This is a genomic window from Enterococcus sp. DIV1767, from assembly GCF_050542585.1.
GTDB lineage: Bacteria > Bacillota > Bacilli > Lactobacillales > Enterococcaceae > Enterococcus_D > Enterococcus_D innesii.
The window spans coordinates 2,696,584-2,715,588 of sequence record NZ_CP172936.1 but is presented as its reverse complement, the minus strand read 5'-3'; the positions used below and the strand labels follow the sequence as shown (position 1 = coordinate 2,715,588).

23 protein-coding genes are annotated in these 19,005 nt (G+C 43.8%); 13 read left to right on the top strand and 10 right to left on the bottom strand.

Translation table 11 applies throughout. From position 1 onward, the window contains the following. Positions 1-38 precede the first annotated feature (38 nt). Entirely contained in the window at positions 39-1,859 is a 1,821-nt protein-coding gene (locus tag IGI78_RS12810; protein WP_077451950.1) for an LTA synthase family protein, read from the top strand. 67 nt (positions 1,860-1,926) lie between these two features. Here the strand turns inward: IGI78_RS12810 and IGI78_RS12805 are convergent, their stop codons facing one another. Both IGI78_RS12805 and nrdI read right to left on the bottom strand, forming a co-directional pair. Beyond that, positions 1,927-3,576, bottom strand: coding sequence for a MutS-related protein (locus tag IGI78_RS12805; protein WP_194195114.1), 1,650 nt, complete (start codon positions 3,574-3,576; stop codon positions 1,927-1,929). 41 nt (positions 3,577-3,617) lie between these two features. Then, positions 3,618-4,067: a class Ib ribonucleoside-diphosphate reductase assembly flavoprotein NrdI gene (nrdI, locus tag IGI78_RS12800; RefSeq protein WP_077452247.1), complete on the bottom strand. Its 450-nt coding sequence runs from the start codon at positions 4,065-4,067 to the stop codon at positions 3,618-3,620. Positions 4,068-4,203: 136 nt separating this feature from the next. On the opposite strand from nrdI, the gene gloA2 reads away from it, so the two are divergent. Next, entirely contained in the window at positions 4,204-4,581 is a 378-nt protein-coding gene (gene gloA2 / locus IGI78_RS12795; RefSeq protein WP_081117951.1) for an SMU1112c/YaeR family gloxylase I-like metalloprotein, read from the top strand. Positions 4,582-4,675: 94 nt separating this feature from the next. Then, the gene (locus tag IGI78_RS12790; RefSeq protein ID WP_005234129.1) at positions 4,676-5,242 is read left to right on the top strand and encodes a GNAT family N-acetyltransferase; all 567 of its coding nucleotides are present in this window, start codon (positions 4,676-4,678) and stop codon (positions 5,240-5,242) included. A 4-nt stretch (positions 5,243-5,246) separates the two neighbouring features. Here IGI78_RS12790 and IGI78_RS12785 read toward each other — a convergent pair whose 3' ends face one another. Next, complete coding sequence (locus tag IGI78_RS12785; RefSeq protein ID WP_077451944.1) at positions 5,247-5,768, bottom strand: LURP-one-related/scramblase family protein; 522 nt, start codon at positions 5,766-5,768, stop codon at positions 5,247-5,249. 39 nt (positions 5,769-5,807) lie between these two features. Next, positions 5,808-6,677, bottom strand: a complete 870-nt coding sequence (locus tag IGI78_RS12780) for a Cof-type HAD-IIB family hydrolase (RefSeq protein WP_077451942.1) — start codon at positions 6,675-6,677, stop codon at positions 5,808-5,810. 132 nt (positions 6,678-6,809) lie between these two features. On the opposite strand from IGI78_RS12780, the gene IGI78_RS12775 reads away from it, so the two are divergent. The 5 genes from IGI78_RS12775 to IGI78_RS12755 all read left to right on the top strand — a co-directional run bounded on the left by IGI78_RS12775 (position 6,810) and on the right by IGI78_RS12755 (position 10,362). Further along, positions 6,810-7,499, top strand: coding sequence for a uracil-DNA glycosylase (locus tag IGI78_RS12775; RefSeq protein WP_195266523.1), 690 nt, complete (start codon positions 6,810-6,812; stop codon positions 7,497-7,499). Positions 7,500-7,640: 141 nt separating this feature from the next. After that, positions 7,641-8,624: a phosphate acetyltransferase gene (gene pta / locus IGI78_RS12770; RefSeq protein WP_008380699.1), complete on the top strand. Its 984-nt coding sequence runs from the start codon at positions 7,641-7,643 to the stop codon at positions 8,622-8,624. 215 nt (positions 8,625-8,839) lie between these two features. After that, a complete protein-coding gene (gene tsaE / locus IGI78_RS12765) occupies positions 8,840-9,313 on the top strand; it encodes a tRNA (adenosine(37)-N6)-threonylcarbamoyltransferase complex ATPase subunit type 1 TsaE (RefSeq protein WP_195266524.1) in 474 nt (157 codons plus the stop codon). After that, on the top strand, positions 9,306-9,830 hold the full coding sequence (locus tag IGI78_RS12760; protein ID WP_195266525.1) for a GNAT family N-acetyltransferase: 525 nt from the start codon (positions 9,306-9,308) through the stop codon (positions 9,828-9,830). The genes tsaE and IGI78_RS12760 overlap by 8 nt, the downstream gene beginning before the upstream one ends. Before the next feature lie 16 nt (positions 9,831-9,846). Then, entirely contained in the window at positions 9,847-10,362 is a 516-nt protein-coding gene (locus IGI78_RS12755; RefSeq protein ID WP_195266526.1) for a GNAT family N-acetyltransferase, read from the top strand. Between the two features lie 75 nt (positions 10,363-10,437). Here IGI78_RS12755 and IGI78_RS12750 read toward each other — a convergent pair whose 3' ends face one another. Then, the gene (locus IGI78_RS12750; RefSeq protein ID WP_086291842.1) at positions 10,438-10,971 is read right to left on the bottom strand and encodes a 3'-5' exonuclease; all 534 of its coding nucleotides are present in this window, start codon (positions 10,969-10,971) and stop codon (positions 10,438-10,440) included. An 84-nt stretch (positions 10,972-11,055) separates the two neighbouring features. Further along, entirely contained in the window at positions 11,056-11,808 is a 753-nt protein-coding gene (locus IGI78_RS12745) for an exodeoxyribonuclease III (protein WP_195266527.1), read from the bottom strand. Between the two features lie 213 nt (positions 11,809-12,021). Here IGI78_RS12745 and IGI78_RS12740 point away from each other — a divergent pair, with 213 nt between their 5' ends. The 4 genes from IGI78_RS12740 (at position 12,022) to IGI78_RS12725 (ending at position 15,023) form a co-directional block, all read left to right on the top strand. After that, positions 12,022-12,297 carry an AbrB/MazE/SpoVT family DNA-binding domain-containing protein gene (locus IGI78_RS12740; protein WP_005234145.1) on the top strand — a complete coding sequence of 92 codons (276 nt, stop codon included), beginning with the start codon at positions 12,022-12,024 and terminating at the stop codon, positions 12,295-12,297. Continuing rightward, on the top strand, positions 12,291-12,641 hold the full coding sequence (locus IGI78_RS12735; RefSeq protein ID WP_195266528.1) for a type II toxin-antitoxin system PemK/MazF family toxin: 351 nt from the start codon (positions 12,291-12,293) through the stop codon (positions 12,639-12,641). Before IGI78_RS12740 ends, IGI78_RS12735 begins: the two co-directional genes overlap by 7 nt. A gap of 163 nt (positions 12,642-12,804) precedes the next feature. Continuing rightward, positions 12,805-13,689 (top strand): UDP-N-acetylmuramate dehydrogenase, encoded by an 885-nt coding sequence (gene murB / locus IGI78_RS12730; protein ID WP_369907699.1) that lies wholly within the window; start codon positions 12,805-12,807, stop codon positions 13,687-13,689. Positions 13,690-13,805: 116 nt separating this feature from the next. Next, positions 13,806-15,023 carry a hypothetical protein gene (locus tag IGI78_RS12725; protein WP_195266531.1) on the top strand — a complete coding sequence of 406 codons (1,218 nt, stop codon included), beginning with the start codon at positions 13,806-13,808 and terminating at the stop codon, positions 15,021-15,023. Between the two features lie 66 nt (positions 15,024-15,089). Here IGI78_RS12725 and IGI78_RS12720 read toward each other — a convergent pair whose 3' ends face one another. From IGI78_RS12720 to IGI78_RS12705, 4 genes are read right to left on the bottom strand one after another with little or no spacing between them, the layout of a single operon-like run. Next, a complete protein-coding gene (locus IGI78_RS12720) occupies positions 15,090-15,734 on the bottom strand; it encodes an ECF transporter S component (RefSeq protein ID WP_077451927.1) in 645 nt (214 codons plus the stop codon). A 2-nt stretch (positions 15,735-15,736) separates the two neighbouring features. Continuing rightward, positions 15,737-16,294, bottom strand: a complete 558-nt coding sequence (gene coaC / locus IGI78_RS12715) for a phosphopantothenoylcysteine decarboxylase (RefSeq protein WP_008380717.1) — start codon at positions 16,292-16,294, stop codon at positions 15,737-15,739. Between the two features lie 32 nt (positions 16,295-16,326). Then, positions 16,327-17,076, bottom strand: coding sequence for a phosphopantothenate--cysteine ligase (gene coaB / locus IGI78_RS12710; RefSeq protein ID WP_077451922.1), 750 nt, complete (start codon positions 17,074-17,076; stop codon positions 16,327-16,329). After that, positions 17,073-18,062, bottom strand: a complete 990-nt coding sequence (locus tag IGI78_RS12705) for an acryloyl-CoA reductase (RefSeq protein ID WP_077451920.1) — start codon at positions 18,060-18,062, stop codon at positions 17,073-17,075. The genes coaB and IGI78_RS12705 overlap by 4 nt, the downstream gene beginning before the upstream one ends. Before the next feature lie 387 nt (positions 18,063-18,449). Between IGI78_RS12705 and IGI78_RS12700 the strand changes: the two genes are divergently transcribed. Beyond that, entirely contained in the window at positions 18,450-18,992 is a 543-nt protein-coding gene (locus IGI78_RS12700) for a helix-turn-helix domain-containing protein (RefSeq protein ID WP_015510239.1), read from the top strand. Positions 18,993-19,005: the final 13 nt, after the last annotated feature.

Genomic DNA, 19,005 nt, shown 5'->3' with positions numbered 1-19,005 from the left:
GGTACCTAGAACGTGTAGAAAAGGAGGAATGTTCCTTCGTGAAAATAAATAGCCATCCTTATCTGAAGATCGCATTAAAAGGCATCGCCATCGTCCTGTTGATCATTTTCAGTAATTTATATTTGCAATGGTGTCAAAACAATCTTTCCGTTGAATTAGCCTTGAAATTTGCCTTTTCGTGGCATACAGCAAAGTTTTTCTTGGCTTGTGGGGTGCTACTGCTGGTGTATGGGGTGTTTGCCAGTTTGGCAGGTTCAGTACTGATCGGGGGCATCTTTTATAGTGTCGTCATCGGAATCTTAGGGTATGCCAACCATACGAAGATGGTCTATCGCCAAGAACCAATCTATCCTGATGATTTAAAGATGGTCACTCAATTCGACCTTCTACGAACCATGATCGGCAATGGCGCCTTTTTCTTAGCCATCCTCTTCGCTCTGGCGGCGATCGGGGCGATCGGCTGGAGTATCTATCGCAGCCGCAAATTAAACCGGCGTTTACAAGTAATGCGAGGGGCAGTGCTGGTCGTATGCTCGCTGGGCTTAGTCTATGTTTCACACTTCAACGACAGCAACAACCTTCTACGCAAAGCCTACAATCAGACCGCACTTTGGATTCCGTATTCACAAAAAATGAACTATTACAATACGGGATTTATCGGTGGGTTTTTGTACAACTTGCGGGTAGATGCCATGACGAAGCCTGAGGGGTATTCAAAAGAAGCGATCCAAGCGATTGCGGATACCTACAATGCACAGGCGGCGGAGAAAAACCAAGACCGTGAAAGTGAAGCACCAAATATCGTTTATGTGATGAGTGAGAGCTTTTCCGACCCGAGCCATTTAAATGGCCTGTCGATCACCGGCGATCCGTTGAAAGACTATTACCACGTCGCCGATCAAACCATCAGTGGAAAAATGCTTTCGCAAAATTATGGGGGCGGTACGGCAAACATCGAATTTGAAGCGTTGACTGGTTTTGCCATGGGCCTATTGAATCCGCAAATGACAACGCCTTACACGATGCTGGTGCCGAAATTGACGCAACTGCCATCCCTCGTTTCTTTCTTGGAACAATCAGGGTATACGGCAACGGCGATCCATCCTTACGATACATCAATGTACAAACGCAAGGATGTCTATGGGGTGATGGGGTTTGAACAGTTTATCGATCAAGATACGATGACCTATACCGACAAAATCGAAAATAATCCTTACATCTCTGATGAGGCGGCCTACAAAGAAGTGCTGGCATTGTTGGAAAACGATCAGCAACCGCAATTTGTCCATTTAGTGACGATGCAGACCCATATGCCCTATGCTGGCAAATACGATACGCTGAATTACCAAGCGAGCGGTCCGGGCAATATGGCTTCCTTGGAAAACTACCTACAGGATATCTCTTATAGCAGTACAGCGTTGAAAAACTTTGTGGCTGAATTAGAGCAGCTGGATCGGCGAACGCTGGTCGTCTTTTGGGGCGATCATTTACCAGGCATTTATGCCGATGAGATCAAGGATCAAAATGAAACGGCTGCCCTGCATGAAACCGAGTTTTTGATGGTTGATTCGCAAGGGAATTTTGCACCAGAAGATGTACCAGTAACAAGTCCTTTTTATTTTGCACCGAACCTATTAGAAGCCAGTGATCAACCAACCAGCGGGTTTTACCAGTTGTTGTTGGCCTTGCAAGATGAGTTGCCGGCTTTTGAACTGGGTCAATATTATCAAGAGGGACAATGGCAGACGACTCTTGCGTTGGATCAAGAAGCCCAAGAAATCTATGATGCCTATAGTTTGATCCAATACGATGTGCTACAAGGAGAGCAATACAGTTTAACGACTGGTTTGTTTGACTAAATGAAACATAAAATAGCGCCCTATCCTGTGACTGACACTGGGATAAGGCGCTTTTTTGTGTGTGAAGTTATAATTCCTGCCATTTCCGGTTTTGATCAAAATCATTGGCGGCGGCATAGGCGTCTTGAACGATCATTTCAGGGTAGCCCATGACTTTTAAGAGGGCGATCGCGTTGCGGCTCAAGGCAGGACCGGATTTGACCTTATAATCAAAGGAGATGCCGTCATCTTCCGTGACTTGTTCAGAAAAATGAATGTTGCGGCAATCATTTTTCAAAATTTCAGTCAGCTCAATATCATGGGTAGCGACAAAGGCTAATGATGGGTAGGCTCGCAACCAATGGATGATGCTAGCAGAAGAAGCGATTCGTTCCACCGTATTGGTTCCTTTTAAAATCTCATCAACAAAACAGTAGCAGCGCTGTTTCGTGGCAACGGTATCTAGCAGGCGTTTGATGGATTTGATCTCCGCCACGAAATAGCTGTCGCCTTCAAATAGATCATCTTCGACAGCCATCGAGGTAATGACGTGACCAGGAACCATCGTAAAGGTTTCAGCTACTGCTGTCTGGATGGTTTGTGCCAAAATACAGTTGATGGCGACACTTTTGACATATGTCGATTTGCCTGAGGCATTGGAGCCAGTTACAAGGGTATTGTGGTTCCAAGTGACATCATTCATGACTGCTTCACTCAGAAGGGGATGATACGTACCCGTTGCTTCTACACCTCCGCTTGTTTGGAAGGTCGGTAGGCAAGTGATGGGCATATACGTGCGAAAATTTAAAATGGCGGCTGCGACTTCCAATTTTCCCAGCAAATTCCACAGATCGATGGCTGCTTGTTGGTGTTTGGCTAGAGCAGTAGTGACCGTTTGGTAGGAAATAAACGGCAGCATAAAAATGATATTGATGTATTCAAACAACATGTCTCCTTCGCTGCCGTTTTTGGCACGAAACGAAAAAGCGAAACGAGTGATCTTTTTTAATGGTGCCAAGGATCGTTTGATCTCATCTTGGAGGGGCGTGTTGATTTTAGCGATCTGACTGCCACAGGCAATCGTTTGAACCAAATAGCGCATGCTGTTCAATTCTGTTTCCAGCTTGGCTTTTTTGATGGAGTAATAGATCGTATTGAAAACGACACTAACCAACGTCAACAGGATGCCTTGGACAAACCCCAGCAGGAGCAGCAAGATGCCGACTAATGGCAGCACACCTAAAAAGACAAAGAAAGGCAGAGAACCGATGGATTGCGCCGCTTCATTGGCTAAGTAAGCTTTCGAAAAATTATCATCTTGTTTTCCTAAACGAGCAAACGTATATTGGGATTGTTCGCGTGCGGCACTGTCAGCAGCAAAAAAGTCGATCAATTTGGTCAGCTGTTTGTCCGGCTTGAAGTGAAAATTGCGTAATTGCTGATACAACGCTTCTGAACCGACACTGGAAAACGTCAGATTAATGGACTCAAACAACGAAAAGCCATCCAAGTCATACCAAGTGATGTCATCGACCTCACTATCAAAATCGTGAAACTTCTTCTCAGTCAGCCAAGCCTTTTTCAAACTCGCTTCTTTATCAAAGCGGGGCTGGCGGGGAAGCTTTCCCCAAGCAAGCCGAACGTAACGGCGTACTTTGTATCGATTCCAGATATCTAGTGCGGTCAAGATGAGAATGCTGGCGAGTATGATCAAAATGACCATCGTTTGTGGTTCCATATGCAAAAGTCCTCCTAATGGCTAATGAATGCTGGCTAAAGCTAAGTGTTGCTGTGGGCAGGATCGATTTCTTTCAAACAAGCATAGATCCGTTCAATATCTTGGGTCGTGCCTCGTAGCTCGAAATCTGCTAAGAACGGGATCGAAAACTGTTCCGCATATTGCTTTGCGGTCAAGCAATATTGATAATTGAAGTTTTTGTTGCCGCTGCCGATCACGCCCAAGCAAAGAGCGGCGTTGTTTTCATAGTCAATGTATTCCCGCATGGTTTCTGTGAGGATCTCCTGATCGCCGTTATCGACGCCATTTCCACCTTCTAAATAGGTAGGGACAAAAACCACATAAGGTTCGTCTTCTTGTTCAAAGATACTATTGTCATGAATTTCTTTGGCTTCCCAAGTACTCGGGGTATCTTGCTGATCCGCATAGGCCAACAAGCGGTTGACGAATGCACGGGTATTTCCAGAGATTGAAATATAAAGTAGTTTCATTTTTTTCATCACCTTCCGCTTTCTAGTATAACAGAAACCATTTATGAAAAGAGGAGAACTTCGGCAGTCTTTTCTAGTAAAATGCAGCCAAAGGCATTAAACTGAGAGAGGAATCCAATACAAAGGAGTGGCAATAATGTTTTCAAAAATGCATCATGTGGCGATCATCGCCAGTGATTACCAGCAGACCAAAGAATTTTATGTAGAGAAATTAGGCTTTGAAGTGATTCGTGAACATGCGCGCCCAGAAAAGAAAGATGTAAAAATCGACCTGCGCTTTGGGGAATCAGAAATAGAACTGTTTGTGGTGGAAAACCCACCAGCAAGACCAAGTTTCCCCGAAGCAGCTGGCTTGCGGCATTTGGCCTTTGCGGTGGAAAATATTGAAGCAGTCGTGGCAAAGTTAGCCGCCAAAGGAATTGTGTGCGAACCGATTCGTTTTGATACCTTTACGAATAAGAAAATGACCTTTTTCCAAGATCCAGACGGCTTGCCTTTGGAATTGCATGAATAAATAGAGGGAACTTCAGGTAGGACATTTTTTTGATTCAACTTGGTTTTTCTTAAAAGAATTGTTATTCTATGTATAGAAGCAAGGAGGAAAAAACGTGATAAGATTTGCAAAAGAAGAAGATCGTTTTGTCATGGCTGAACTCGTTTTAGTCATTTTAAAGGACATGGAATTGCCGTTTGTCAAAGAGATCGGAGAAGCCAAGACCTTAGAGATCTTGGCAGATGCCATGCTAGAACCCGATTATCGTTACGGCTTTCGCCGTGCACTAGTCAATGAGATCGACGGGGAAGTTGCTGGGGTCGCCTTTGGATACCCAGACAAAGAAGAGGCGACGATCGATCAGCCTCTAGATAAAGTGCTGGAACAGTACGGTTTGAGTAAAGACATGAAGCTGTTTATCGATGAAGAGACTTTACCAAATGAATGGTACTTAGATACCATTTGTGTGGCTGAGAAATTTCGGGGCAAAGGTGTCGGCTCAGCCTTATTAGAAGCATTGCCAAAAATTGCTTCTAGAGATGGCTATGAGGTGATCGGCTTGAGTGTTGACCGAGCAAATCCCCATGCGAAGCGGCTCTATGAAAAGCACGGCTTTGAAGTCGTGGCCCAAAGAGAAATCAGTGGCCACCTTTACGACCATATGCAAAAAAGAACCAGCTGATTTTTCAGCTGGTTCCATTTGTTAGTCGAAGCTCAAGAGGATGGTCTTTTTTGCGGTGCCGATTGTACAGCCAGTAATCCATGACGGCCGCAATACAGATGCAGACCGGCGCATCCCGGTCATCGACAACATCCAGTACATAATAATCCCCCGTCAACAAGGTCGCTTTGTTCATCTCCATAATCTTTTTATTGAAATGATGGATCCCATAGCGATGATTGTAGATATCGCCGTGGACTGCCCAGTGAAGCTGTTGGATATAGTAGAAATCACCTGGCCAGTTAAAGATTTTTTGCAGTGTACCGACTTTCTCAAAGTCTTTGTAGATCTCAAAGCGTGTACCAAAAGTAAAACTGATTTGTTTGATACTAGCGACCATTTGCCCATTTAAACGGTAAAGGGAGAGGGCATCGCCCTTGGTTCCCCAACGTCCCACCATCAAAAATAGTGATTTGCCTGTTTCATCTTTGACAATGGTTCGTGTGACTCTGCTAAGTTGCCTATCTTGGATGAAAAATTCTGACATACTTACGCCTCCTCATGTATCCCCAAAAAGCTGCGTGGTTTAAAGATTTTCATCAATTGCCCGAACGATTGCTTTGCCGACACCAGCCTCAATATTGGTGTCCGTCAAATACTTCGCGGCTTCTTTTACCTCTAACTCGCCATTTCCCATTGCAAAACTAACGCCTGCCAGTTGCAGCATACTTACGTCATTTAAGTTGTCACCGATCGTCATCACTTCCGCCAGTGAGATCATTCGATCTTTGGCGACATGTGCCACTGCGATTCCTTTTTGCGCGTTTCGGTGGTTGATCTCAATATTGTTTTGTCCAGAAGAAGTCACCACTAGATCGCCGTACCCATCGATGATTTTCGTGATAGGACCCAATACCCGGGCACCGTCTTGGTGGAAGCAGATCACTTTCAAAAATTCTAATTCTTCGATCGAAAACAACTCACTGAAATCATCGACATAATTGATCGGTAAAAATTCTAAACGGGCTGCTGTCATAGCAATCGCCATCTTATGAGTGAGATGGGGCATTGCTTCTGCCGTATGGATCGCAAAATTTTCGATCCGACGTGTCTGACTTTCCGAGTAGATCCCATTGCTCGTTGAGATCTCAAAATAGATGTCGTTTTCTTTTAGTAGGTCGATCAACGAACGAGTTTGTTCATGGCTGATCGGCACAGTAAATAATGAATTACCCGCTTCGTCATAGACTTGGGCCCCATTCAAGGTGATCATGGCACAGTCGATCCCGGCTTCTTGCAGCGGCGGCAATGCCTCTTTACGGTTACGGCCAGTTGCGACCATAAATTCGATTCCTTTGGATTGGGCATATTTGATTGCTTGGATATTTTCTTCTGAAATCTGCATACTGGCATTTAAAAGCGTACCATCCATATCAGAAGCAATTAATTTGATCATTGTCAGCGTCCTTTCTTAATCGTTTCTACAAATAGTGTACCATAAATCACGGATTTTTTTTCTTTCGAAGAGTAATTCTTGTTTCTAAGGGGAGGGATTTGTTATCCTAGAAGAAAACAAAGGAGATTCGCCATGAAACGACTATTGGACAATGATTGGCAAGAACAATTGCAAGAATCATTTGAGCAACCCTATTACCAACAACTACGGGCTTTCTTGAAACAAGAATATGCCCAGCAAAAGATCCATCCAGCGATGGATCATATTTATGAAGCACTTAAACTGACGCCATACCATGACGTAAAAGTCGTCATCTTAGGTCAAGATCCTTATCATGGCCCTCACCAAGCCCACGGACTGTCGTTTTCCGTGCAGCCGGGGGTCAAAATACCGCCTTCCTTACGCAATATTTACAAGGAATTAGCCGATGACTTAGGGATTGCACCTGTGTCCCATGGCTATCTTGTGCCATGGGCGCAACAAGGGGTCTTATTGTTGAATACCGTATTGACGGTACGTGAAGGGCAAGCCTATTCACATCATGGACGTGGCTGGGAGCAGCTGACAGATACGATTATTGAAAAATTGAATCAACGAGAAGAACCGGTCATTTTTGTGCTTTGGGGCAAACCCGCTCAAAAGAAAGCCGCTTTGCTTGATACCAGCAAGCATATTATTATAACAGCGCCTCATCCAAGTCCGTTATCAGCGCATCGAGGATTCTTTGGTTCGAAGCCTTTTTCTAAGATCAATCAAGCATTGCTGGCATTAGGGGAAGAACCAATTTCCTGGGCGTTGCCAGAAAAAATAACACAGTTGTAAAACTGTGTTATTTAGAATGAGTGGATTTGTGAAAAAGGTAACGATATTTAAAATAATCGACTAATACAGGATTTTTATCTGTTCTTTTTTTCGCAGTTATTGTACAATGGAAGGGTATAAAAAAACTGGAGGTCTTTACCCGTGGAATTATTCGAAAGTTTAAAATTTAAAATCGTGCGTCGTCATATCAAAATCGTTTTTCCAGAAGCAACAGATCCTCGTATCCTAGGGGCTGCTAGCCGTTTACGTTCAGAAGAATTAATTGAACCCGTTTTGATCGGTAACCCGGTTGAAATCGAAAAAGCAGCAGAAGCTCGCGGAATCAACGTATCAAACTTTGAAATTTTAGATCCTGAAAATTATGATCGTTGGGATGAAATGGTTGAAGCTTTTGTGGAACGCCGCAACGGCAAGGCAACGAAAGAACAAGCAGAAGAAATCTTAAAAGATGTCAATTATTTCGGAACAATGTTGACTTACATGGGCATTACTGAAGGAATGGTTTCCGGAGCGATCCATTCTACGGGTGATACAGTAAGACCCGCTTTACAAATCATCAAAACAAAACCAGGTGTGAGCCGTACAAGTGGTGCTTTCTTAATGGTTCGTGGTCGTGACCAAGAAAAATACTTGTTCTCAGACTGTGCCATCAATGTAAACCCAAATGCACAAGAATTAGCAGAAATCGCTGTTGACTCAGCGAAAACCGCTGAATTATTTGAAATCGATCCAAAAGTTGCTATGTTAAGCTTCTCAACGAAAGGTTCTGCGAAAGCACCAGAAGTAGATAAAGTCGTTGAAGCAACAAAAATCGCCAAAGAATTGGCACCAGAATACCAAATCGATGGAGAATTGCAATTCGATGCGGCGTATATCTCAGCAGTTGCGCAATTGAAAGCTCCTGAATCTGAAGTAGCTGGTAAAGCAACCGTCTTTGTTTTCCCAGATTTACAATCAGGAAACATTGGCTACAAGATCGCCCAACGTTTCGGTAACTTTGAAGCGATTGGACCAATCTTACAAGGATTGAACAAACCAATCTCTGATTTGTCTCGTGGTTCAAATGAAGAAGATGTCTACAAATTATCAATCATTACTGCGGCACAAACATTAATGGAAAAATAAGCAGCCAATCGCTGCACTGATGAAAAACTGATCCCTTGAGGGTCAGTTTTTTGTTTTGCTTTTGGAAAGTTGAGGGCAGCAAAGCAGGGGGCGTCCGTATGAATCAACGATCCAGTGATCGTCGGGAAATTTTCCCTAAGCTCCTTCTTTACAATTCCTTGAAAAACAGGCTATACTAGCAACTAGTAAATTAGATTGATCAAAGGATGGGGACTATGTTTACCATTAACGACTTAGAAGCAACCGCAGCATTTGCAAAAATCATTGGAGAGGTAGCCGAGCCAGGGGATAATCTGGTATTGACGGGCGACTTAGGTGCTGGCAAAACAACCATGACGAAAGGCATCGCCTTGGGGCTAGGAATCGAGCAACTGATCAAAAGTCCGACCTATACGATCATTCGTGAATATACCAATGGGCGGATGCCCCTGTACCATATGGATGTCTATCGGGTGGAATACGGTGCAGATGATTTAGGACTGGATGATTATTTCGAAGGGGATGGCTTGTGTGTGATCGAGTGGGGCAATCTCTTAGAAGCCTCCCTGCCAGAGGATTATTTAGAACTGATTTTGGAAAAAGATGATACAGATGAACAAAAACGTCTTGTGAAATGTCATGCATATGGCACCAAAGCAACCGCCTTTTTGCAACGGATCACAACAAAATGGCAGGCAGCCCATGAGTGAGATCCAATTACAGATCAAAGAAGCCACGGGTGCTGATGCCAAAGCTGTGTTAGCAGTCAGTCAACAGCTAGGAGAAGAAACGGATTTTCTTTTAATGGACGAAAGCGGCTTGGCGTTGCCAGAAGCTCTATTGGCAGAACAGCTGGATGCTATCTATGAACGGGAGGACTATTTGCTGTTGCTGGCATTTGATCAAGAACAGTTGATCGCCATGGCATCAGTCAAAGGCAATGAAGAGTGGCAATTAGCCCATGTCGGGGAGATCGGTATCTCGATTTTAAAAGACTATTGGGGCTTGGGCTTAGGTTCGCTCCTGATTGAAGAATTACTGGACTGGGTAGTAGAAGTTGGCGAATTGACCCGCATCGAGTTGACCGTTCAAGCGAGAAATCTACGGGCGATCCATCTGTATAAAAAATTTGGTTTTTTAACAGAAGGCTGTATGAAAGAAGCGGTGCAAACCCGCGAGGGGCAAAAAGTTGACGTCTTGATGATGGCACGTCTTTTTGAATCATAAAAAAGGAGTGAAGGAAATGGAGTTTCGGGAACCGACGATCGCAGACTGCGATCAGATCGAAGCGTATCGGCAAGCGTTTGAGAAGAATCAAGAAGTCATCCATGGTGGGGCAGGACTTGTAGAAAGTCCGACAGCCAAAGACTGGCTAGAGGGATTGGCGGATTTTAAAACAGCAGAAACGGTACCAGAAGGATTCGTTCCCGCCCGTACCTATCTGGCTATCCAAGATCAAAAAGTGGTCGGTCTCTTGAATCTGCGTCTGACACTTAATGCGTATTTGCGCCAAATTGGCGGACACATCGGGTATTCGGTGCACCCAGATCATCGAAAGCAAGGCATCGGCTCGGCAATGCTGGCACAGTCATTGGTAAAGGCCAAACAATTTGGCTTGAACAACGTGTTAGTAACCTGTGAAGAAGCCAATCGCACCTCCGCCAAAGTCATTGAAAACAACGGCGGTAAATTAACCGAAAAAGTCATTGATCCTGAAGATGGCGCTGTAATCTGTCATTATTGGATCGATCTGACCTGAAATGAATCCTTCCTTAAATGAAAACGTGCGTTCTAAAGTCTAGCGCAATGCTGACTTTAGGACGCACGTTCTTATTTACTTGACTAATACTAATTTTTTTAATGGATCGATGCCAAATTCTTCTTCTTGACGCAATAAGATTTGGGCACATGCCCGACTATCTTCCAAGGCATCATGGTGGTTTAGTAAAGGAATCTGTAATTGCTCACAAACCGTGTTTAATTTGTGGTTCGTAAATTCTGGATACAGTTTGCGGCTCGTTCGCACCGTACATAAGGAAAGATAATTTGGTTGTGACAACCCATAATAATCAAGACATCCTGCCAAAACCCCAGTATCAAAACCAGCGTTATGCGCAACGATCAAACTGTTCAGTTGATAATATTGTTGGATTTGTTTCCATACGTCAGGAAACTTAGGCGCTTCTTTTACATCTTCTGGACGGATGCCATGAATTTGAATGTTTTTCCAAAAAAATTCCGTTTCCGGTTGGATCAATGTGTAATATTCGCCCACGATTTTGCTATCTTGTACCATGACTAGTGCAAGGGAACAGGCACTATGCTTTTGATAATTTGCTGTTTCAAAGTCCATTGCGATAAAATTCATCAGACTCACCTCATTGCCATTCTAGCACAAAATCAAAGAATGAAAAGCGAACAAACGTTAAGAAAAACTGAAGTTTTCTTACGGTTATTTGAGATCCAGTTCCACCGGACAATGGTCACTGCCGATGATATCTGTATGGATCTTGGCGTCTAGCAAGCGCTCATTTAAGTCATCCGAAACGACAAAGTAATCGATGCGCCAGCCGGCATTGTTTTTGCGAGCGTTGAAACGGTAGCTCCACCAAGAATAAATGCCTTCTGCATCTGGATAGAAATAACGGAACGTATCGGTAAAGCCAGCAGCCAATAGAGTCGAAAACTTTTCCCGTTCTTCTGGCGTAAAGCCGGCGCTTTTTTGATTGGTTTTCCAGTTTTTGATGTCGATATTCTTATGGGCAACATTCAAATCACCACAGAGAATCACTGGCTTTTGTTGTTTCAATTCAGTCAAGTAAGCCAAAAAGGCATCTTCCCAAGTCATGCGATAATCCAAGCGGCGCAATTCATTTTGGGAATTTGGTGTGTAGCAAGTAATCAAGAAAAATTCAGGATACTCCAGCGTGATGACGCGACCTTCCGTATCATGTTCTTCGATCCCTAATCCATAACGGACGGATAGTGCAGGTTCTTTTGCGAAAATCGCCGTGCCAGAATAGCCTTTCTTCTCCGCATAATTCCAGTATTGATGATAGCCTGGTAAATCCAATTCAATCTGACCTTCTTGCAGCTTTGTTTCTTGTAAACAAAAGAAATCAGCATCGAGGGCTTCAAACACTTCAGAAAAATTTTTTTTAACGATGGCCCGTAAACCATTGACATTCCAAGAAATAAATTTCATTAAGACTCCTCCTTATTTTCCACTACGCCTCCCATTTTACCTAAAAAAGCCAGAAGCGCAAAGCAAGTGAGCGGAATAAGGAAAACAAGGAGGAAGAATGAGGATTAAATTTGGATGCTAGAGAAAATTCATTTGTGGTACGAAAAGGATTAATGAATCCTTACTTTTCCTTACGTTTTATGGTACAATCGTTTTGAAAAGGGGGCAGTTCACATGACGATCAAAGCGCAAGTTTCAGCGAAAATGACTTCGAAAAATCAAATAACTATTCCAAAAAGTGTGCGGCAAAAGTTAGGCTTAAAAGAGAATCAGCGGGTCATTTTTGAATTTACCCCAGAAGGTGAGATCAAGGTAACAGGCGAGAAAGCAGCACCTTCTTTTGAAGATTTTTGGAAACAAGAATTAGCGATCGTAGAAGAGACTGGAAAATTTGATACAGGTGAGATGTTTTTTGGAGAAGATTTAGGTGAGGAGAATATTGAATGGTAAGACAAGGAGATATTCTTTTTATTGACTTAAATCCCACCAGAGGAAATGAAATGGCAAAAAAAAGACCTTGTGTGGTGGTTAGTAATGATTATTATAACAAGAGTTTCAATACCGTCTTAGTGATGCCAATCAGTAGCTCAAAAAAATATGTAGAAGAAAAATTTGCTCGATCGAATGCGTTTCAAACAGTTACCGAAACACAAAAGAGTAAAGTTCAAGGGACGATTCTTTGTCAGCATATTCGCAGTGTGGATCTCTTGCATCGCAGCAACTTAGAAGTAGTCGATAAAGTCACTACGGAGATGAAAGAACGATTATCTGAAATAATAAAACACTTTTTTTGAAGATGACTCTTTATTAATCGGATCATTCGAAAAGAGAAGCTTATGGGTCATTCGATCATTAAGCTCTTCTTTGATTCACCAGAGGTAGCAACTTTTCCTTGAACATGCTAAAATAAGTGAGATGTTTATTGTGAAAGGAAACCTTCTCGTGAATAAAGACTTGATGATTGCGCAATTCCCTGAAATTGCCTTATTAAAAGATGAACCCTTATTGAACTATACGTATACAAAAACTGGTGGACCGGCAGACATTTTGGCTTTTCCCAAAACAGCGGAAGAGGCTAAACAGCTGCTTGATTATTGCCGAGAACAAGCGATTCCTTGGATCGTCTTAGGAAATGCCAGCAACTTGATCGTCCGTGATGGTGGTATTCGTGGCGTGGTGATCATGCTATCAGAAATGAACCAAATCGTGGTGGACGGCACTTCTTTGATCGTCGATGCTGGAGCAAAGTTGATCGATACCACCTATGTCGCTTTGCATGAATCGTTGACTGGTTTTGAATTTGCCTGCGGGATTCCTGGCAGTGTCGGCGGTGCCGTCTTTATGAATGCTGGTGCCTATGATGGCGAGATCCAAGATGTCTTTGCGTCCTGCGACGTTTTGCTGGCTAATGGTCAAATCGTGACTTTTACCAAGGAAGAAATGGAATTTGCTTATCGTCATAGCAAATTACAAGAGCAAAAGATGATCATTTTGAGTAGTCGCTTTGATTTAGCAAAAGGCGATCAAGAGCAAATCAAAAAGCGGATGGATGAACTGACAGAATTACGGCAATTGAAGCAACCGCTAGAATATCCCTCTTGTGGGAGTGTCTTCAAACGTCCAGTCGGTCATTTTACCGGCAAGCTGATCCAAGATGCAGGCTTACAAGGATTGAAATGGGGCGGAGCCCAAATTTCGGAAAAACATGCGGGCTTTATCGTGAATGTCGATCAAGCAACAGCCACGGATTACGTTGAACTGATCGCTCATATCCAACAAGTCATCAAAGAAACCTTTGATGTCACCTTAGAAACAGAAGTCCGAATCATCGGCGAAGAATAGATTAGCGAAAAGATTGTCCCGAGGGGCAATCTTTTTTTCATGAGAGCTAATAAAAAGAGCTTAGGATTGTAAGCTTTCGCAGTCTTCGGTACAATAAACGAAAAGGAGTGAGCAGGATGAAAAAGTGGGGACGCGTCATTTTGTTTGTTGGGTTCGCCTTTCTTTTCGGCGGTTGTACGAAATTACCGCAAGAACAGTTTGCCGAACAGTTGACGAATCAGCAAGCAACGAATGCTGGTGAATTCCAAGCGACGATCGATACCTTTGAGATAGGCAGCAGCAGCGAATACGGTCAAGAAGCCGATAGGTACGCCTCTATGTTGATGTCACAGTTAGTCGGCTCGTCATTTAAAGGGGACTTCGTCCAAGACAAAGAAACCAAAGCGATTTTACTCAACCTGGCAGTCGCTTTTGGGGGGCAGGAGCTGCCGATCAAGCTGATCGTCGATCCAGAAAAACAAGAAGCATATGTGTCAGCTGAAATCTATGAAACACTGCAAGGGTATATCAGCGCATTTGGTGATGACAGTTATGGAACAAAACCAGACGCTGGGGAATATGAGGGCAAATACCTGCGCATCGATCAAGAAACCTTAGATTCTTACTTTGGCGAAGGAACTTTTGCAGAGGACGACGAGGGGACGACCGAAGCAGAAAAAGCGCCTGAAAACCTCTTTACCATGAACAGTCTTTTTCATAATGAGACATTTGCAGACTATTTGAAAACCTTTGAACCGGATGCTTTCAAAAGAGATGGAGATACGATCAGCCACACGTTTACCAAAGAAGAATTGGCAGATTATGCAACCTATGCTCAAGAACACGGCGCCGATCAAAATCAAGTCGCCGAATTAGAAGCGCTGCTGGAAGAAGTCGAGCAGTTTGACTTAGCTATGACCGTCAATACGAAAACAAATCAGCAGAAAATGGCTTTTCACTTCGTGCAAGCAGATGAGCTGCAAACCACTATCGGAGCCACGGTGACTTTTACAGGGAAGAAAAGTGATACTGCGGTTGCGATTCCCACAGCGGAAGAATTGATCGACCCAGAAGAATTGTTTTCTCCCTATGATTATGGCTGGGATGACAGCTATGACGATGGGGATGAAAATGATTATGATGATGAGTACTGGGATAGCTATGATGAAGCCGATGATTGGTCTTCTTATATGCTGAGTGATGAGGAGTTTGAAGAACTGCTGCTGCAAATCAAGCAAGAGCTGCCTTATTTGACCCAAGCAGATATCGATGATTATCTGACATTTTATGAAGAGTATTTGACCCAAGAGCAGTATCAAGAGCTTGTCGAAGCACTCCAAGTGCGAAGTCTATGAGTCACTCAAAAGGGAAGCGACCGCCAAAGTTAGCCAAAAAGCTAACTTTGGGCGGTCGCTATTTTTTTAGATACGATTTTTTTTGCGGTTCATGACTAAGCGCAAAAGGACGCTTCCAACTGCCATCGTGGCGATTCCCGCTACAATGGCTTCAGGCACGCCTTGGGCGAAGATCACACCCAAAATCGCTGCATAGACAGCATTGCCGGCTTTTCCCACAACCTCTGCATATTCTTGCTGGAACAAGAAGTAGATCAAGTTCATTACCAGGATCGTATTCGTCAAGCCTCCGGCAACACCAGCAATTAGTAGCGAAAGACTTTGCTGTTTGTTTTTCCAGATTTTTTGACAGCCTTTGTACACAAAGTAAGGAACGACACCAATCAAAATACGGGGAATCAGCGCTACGAGGATCGCTTTCCAACTTCCTTGATCACTCCCATAAATCGGTACGAAAGGAGAGAAGACAAAAGAAAGTGGGGTGATGATCCACGTCGAACGCACCATACTGATGATCCCAAAGGCGCCGCCTAAAAAGCCGCCGATCCGAGGGCCCAATACAATGGAAGCAATGATGACAGGAATGTGCATCGTTGTCGCATTGATTGGTCCTAAGGGAATAAACCCAAGAAAGGGAACCGATGCTAAAAGAATCAAGATTCCTAAAAAGAAAGCTGTTAAGACAAGTTCAAAAGTTGATATTTTTTTCATTGTTAGACACTCCGTACTTCCAAAGCAGTCAATGCTTTTTCAAGAATCGTTTCTGTTGCTGCTAATGCGCCTCTGCCGAAATCACCGCAAGCCAGTAACGCTTCACGGGGTTCAATCTCTTGGAAGCCGACTTCTTTCAAAATCCCCAAATTTCTTTGAACAATCGGGTTTTCGTACATGACGGTATTCATGGCTGGTGCAATCAAACGGGGCACGGATAACGGCAACGCTAAGGCAACTGTTGAGATCAAATCATCGGCTAAACCATGCGCCAGCTTGCCAATACTGTTGGCACTGGCTGGGGCGAGCAAGAAAAGATCGGCTTGTTTGGCTAGTTCAATATGGTTGATCCGATCTGGTTGGCGCTCTTGCATAACATCCACATGGATTGGGCGTTTGGATAATGACTGTAGAGTCAAAGGCGTAATAAATTGTGTGCTATTTTGGGTCATTAAGACATCCACTGCATAGCCCTTTTTGGTCAATTCATTGGTCAGATCGGCTGCTTTGTATGCAGAGATACTGCCGCTGACGCCAAGCAGAACGTGTTTTTGTTTCATGATTCTTTCTCCTTTTCTAAAAAAACATCTAGCTAAGCACGCAGGTCATTGCGTAATGTGTCAACGATCAAGGTTGCGATCTCAGCTTTTGTGCGACCAGTCCCGATTTGTCCTTCTTGTGTCAAAAGGTGGCCAACATGCTGGTTTCCTGAAATTTGCGTCAAGTCGTTGGCCAACACATAGTCCGCTTGGCTAGCCAGTAAACTTTTTCGTGCGACCGCGAACAGTTCTGTTTCCGCTACGTCTACTAATAATTTGAATCCGACTAATAAGGTTGTCGGCTGTAATGCTTTGATGGTTTGGATCACTTTCGGGGTTTTCTTCAACACTAAAAACAAATGATCAGTATTGGAAGAAACTTTGCCTGCCGTTGCTTCAGATTGTGCGAGCACGTGTGCCATCAATGCCGGAGTGACCTGGTTGTCATAAGTCGGTAGGGCATCGTTGATTGCTTCATAAAAGGCTGCTTCTGAAAAATGAGCAGCAGGGGTAAAATCACTAACTGCCATACTGTGGATCACGGCAGCATACGAATGGGTCGTCAATAAATCGGTCAATTGCGCCAACAAGTCCGTGGTCCCTTCAATGAAATGACAGGTAACGCGTGGATCGGTAGGCGGTTGCTTGGCAGTTTTCGTCGTAACGTAATCGATGGTCACCTCAGGGGACTGCAGCCATTCCTTGGCAATGGCTTGACCAAGTGAACCCGTGGAATGATTCGTGATTGCACGGACATCATCGATTTTTTCGGAAGTACCGCCAGCCGTAATCAAAATTCTCATTGCCCTTGTGACACCTCAACGATCGTTCGTCCCTGGTGCGTGCCAGCTAATAAAGCTGCCAACGTTTCTGGTAAGTCTTCCAAAGTGATGGCTTTCGTGTAAAGCTGATCGATCACATTCCACTCACCCGCTAATTTCTCCCATAATGCCGTGCGGATCTCATGAGAAACATTGACTGAATCGATCCCAATTACGCGAATCCCACGCAAAATAAAGGGTAAGACAGTCGTTTCGATTTTGATCCCACCAGCATTGCCGCATAAGAAGGCACCGCCCCCATAAGCGATTTGCGGAAGCACTGCCGCAAGCAATGGCCCGCCAACAGTATCGATGACCGCTGCAAACGATTGTTTTGCTAATGGTTTGACCTTTTCGGGTACCACTTCATCAGGACTGACGATTTTCGCTGCGCCTAGGTCTAACAACCACTGCGCATCGGTTTTCCGAGATAGCGCCACTATATTTGTATAGCCCAGTTTTTTCAATAAAGCAATGCTGACACTGCCAACGCCACCGCTCGCACCTGTCACCAAAATAGCAGCGTCTTTTGCTAAGTGCAGCTGCTCTAATTCTTGCACCGCTAAAGCTGCTGTGAACCCAGCCGTGCCATAGGTCATACTGTCTTTTGCTGAAAAACCAGCAGAACGTTTCACGAGCCACTCGGCTGGGACCCGTTGAAATTGACTGTAACCGCCTGGGTGAGAAACCCCTAAGCCATAACCAGTCACTAAGACTTGGTCGCCTGGGGCAAAATCAGCAGACTGACTGTCCACGACTTCCCCTGCTAAATCGATTCCCGGCGTCATCGGATACGTGCGGATCACGCCGCCATTTTCTTTTGCTGCCAAGGCATCTTTGTAATTGACATCTGAGTAATCAACACGGACAAGCACATCGCCTGCTGGCAGCTCGTCAAGGGTTGCAGTTGTGAGTGAAGCAGTAAAATTTGGTTCATTCATGACACGAAAGGTAGAGAAATTCGTCATTTCAGACACTCCTTTGATGGTTTGTACTCATAATACCATAAGTTTTATTTTTTTAACCAGTGAAGCAAGAAAAGGCAGGGCTTCTTATCAAAAAATCAGTAAAAACAGATCATTATTAAATCTACCTTTTCTTCGTTAAAATAGAAGTTGTTCTTTTAAACCTGTGAAAAGCGAAAATGACGGGATCGCCAATCCTTTCCTTTATAGCATAAGCGTTTAGCGACACTCCTTTTTTTGATCAGTAAGAAAAGAATTCAAAGAAATGAAGAAAAAAGGCTTGTGTTTTTTGCAATTATTTGTATACTAGAAAAAGTGAAATTAAACATGAAGTTTACTTATAGCAAACTTTTTTTACTTGCAGTTGTGTCAATAAAAGGGGGAATGAACATGGAGATTGGCGAGAAGCTGCGCAATTTGCGCGTTCAAAAGAATTTGACCCAAGAAGAATTAGGCGAGCGGACCGATTTGACGAAAGGCTATATCTCACAGTTGGAACGTGATTTGAGTTCGCCTTCTATGGAAACTTTTTTTACGATCTTAGAAGTTTTAGGCGTGACACCAGAGGAATTTTTCCGAGAAGAAAATGCGCAGCATCAAGTGGTTTATCGCGAAGAAGACAGCACGCTCTATTATGATGAAGAAAATGGCTATGAATTGAAGTGGCTGATTCCCGATTCCAATGAAAAAGAAATGGAGCCCGTCTTGCTGACTTTTGATAAAGCGGGCGAATACAAGACCTTTGAACCATCGTTAGCAGAAACATTTATCTATGTCTTAGAGGGCAGTGTGGCGTTGACACTTGGAGAAACGCAGTACAAGGCTCGTAAAGGCCAATCGATTTATTATCAGGCGACTGAGCCGCATCAATTAAAAAATATCGCCGGCAAAAAAAGCCGTGTGCTCGTAGTCGTGACGGATTCTTATTTATAGTACAGGAGGAAAG

Coding starts and splice junctions, on each gene's coding strand:
- IGI78_RS12760 (WP_195266525.1), top strand. CDS start 9,306: ATGAGTGAGATCCAATTACAGATCAAAGAAGCCACGGGTGCTGATGCC.
- IGI78_RS12705 (WP_077451920.1), bottom strand. CDS start 18,062: ATGACGAATTTCTCTACCTTTCGTGTCATGAATGAACCAAATTTTACT.
- tsaE (WP_195266524.1), top strand. CDS start 8,840: ATGTTTACCATTAACGACTTAGAAGCAACCGCAGCATTTGCAAAAATC.
- coaC (WP_008380717.1), bottom strand. CDS start 16,294: ATGAAACAAAAACACGTTCTGCTTGGCGTCAGCGGCAGTATCTCTGCA.
- IGI78_RS12775 (WP_195266523.1), top strand. CDS start 6,810: ATGAAACGACTATTGGACAATGATTGGCAAGAACAATTGCAAGAATCA.
- IGI78_RS12755 (WP_195266526.1), top strand. CDS start 9,847: ATGGAGTTTCGGGAACCGACGATCGCAGACTGCGATCAGATCGAAGCG.
- IGI78_RS12735 (WP_195266528.1), top strand. CDS start 12,291: ATGGTAAGACAAGGAGATATTCTTTTTATTGACTTAAATCCCACCAGA.
- IGI78_RS12750 (WP_086291842.1), bottom strand. CDS start 10,971: ATGAATTTTATCGCAATGGACTTTGAAACAGCAAATTATCAAAAGCAT.
- IGI78_RS12725 (WP_195266531.1), top strand. CDS start 13,806: ATGAAAAAGTGGGGACGCGTCATTTTGTTTGTTGGGTTCGCCTTTCTT.
- IGI78_RS12720 (WP_077451927.1), bottom strand. CDS start 15,734: ATGAAAAAAATATCAACTTTTGAACTTGTCTTAACAGCTTTCTTTTTA.
- murB (WP_369907699.1), top strand. CDS start 12,805: ATGATTGCGCAATTCCCTGAAATTGCCTTATTAAAAGATGAACCCTTA.
- IGI78_RS12785 (WP_077451944.1), bottom strand. CDS start 5,768: ATGTCAGAATTTTTCATCCAAGATAGGCAACTTAGCAGAGTCACACGA.
- nrdI (WP_077452247.1), bottom strand. CDS start 4,067: ATGAAACTACTTTATATTTCAATCTCTGGAAATACCCGTGCATTCGTC.
- coaB (WP_077451922.1), bottom strand. CDS start 17,076: ATGAGAATTTTGATTACGGCTGGCGGTACTTCCGAAAAAATCGATGAT.
- IGI78_RS12780 (WP_077451942.1), bottom strand. CDS start 6,677: ATGATCAAATTAATTGCTTCTGATATGGATGGTACGCTTTTAAATGCC.
- IGI78_RS12805 (WP_194195114.1), bottom strand. CDS start 3,576: ATGGAACCACAAACGATGGTCATTTTGATCATACTCGCCAGCATTCTC.
- IGI78_RS12745 (WP_195266527.1), bottom strand. CDS start 11,808: ATGAAATTTATTTCTTGGAATGTCAATGGTTTACGGGCCATCGTTAAA.
- IGI78_RS12700 (WP_015510239.1), top strand. CDS start 18,450: ATGGAGATTGGCGAGAAGCTGCGCAATTTGCGCGTTCAAAAGAATTTG.
- gloA2 (WP_081117951.1), top strand. CDS start 4,204: ATGTTTTCAAAAATGCATCATGTGGCGATCATCGCCAGTGATTACCAG.
- IGI78_RS12740 (WP_005234145.1), top strand. CDS start 12,022: ATGACGATCAAAGCGCAAGTTTCAGCGAAAATGACTTCGAAAAATCAA.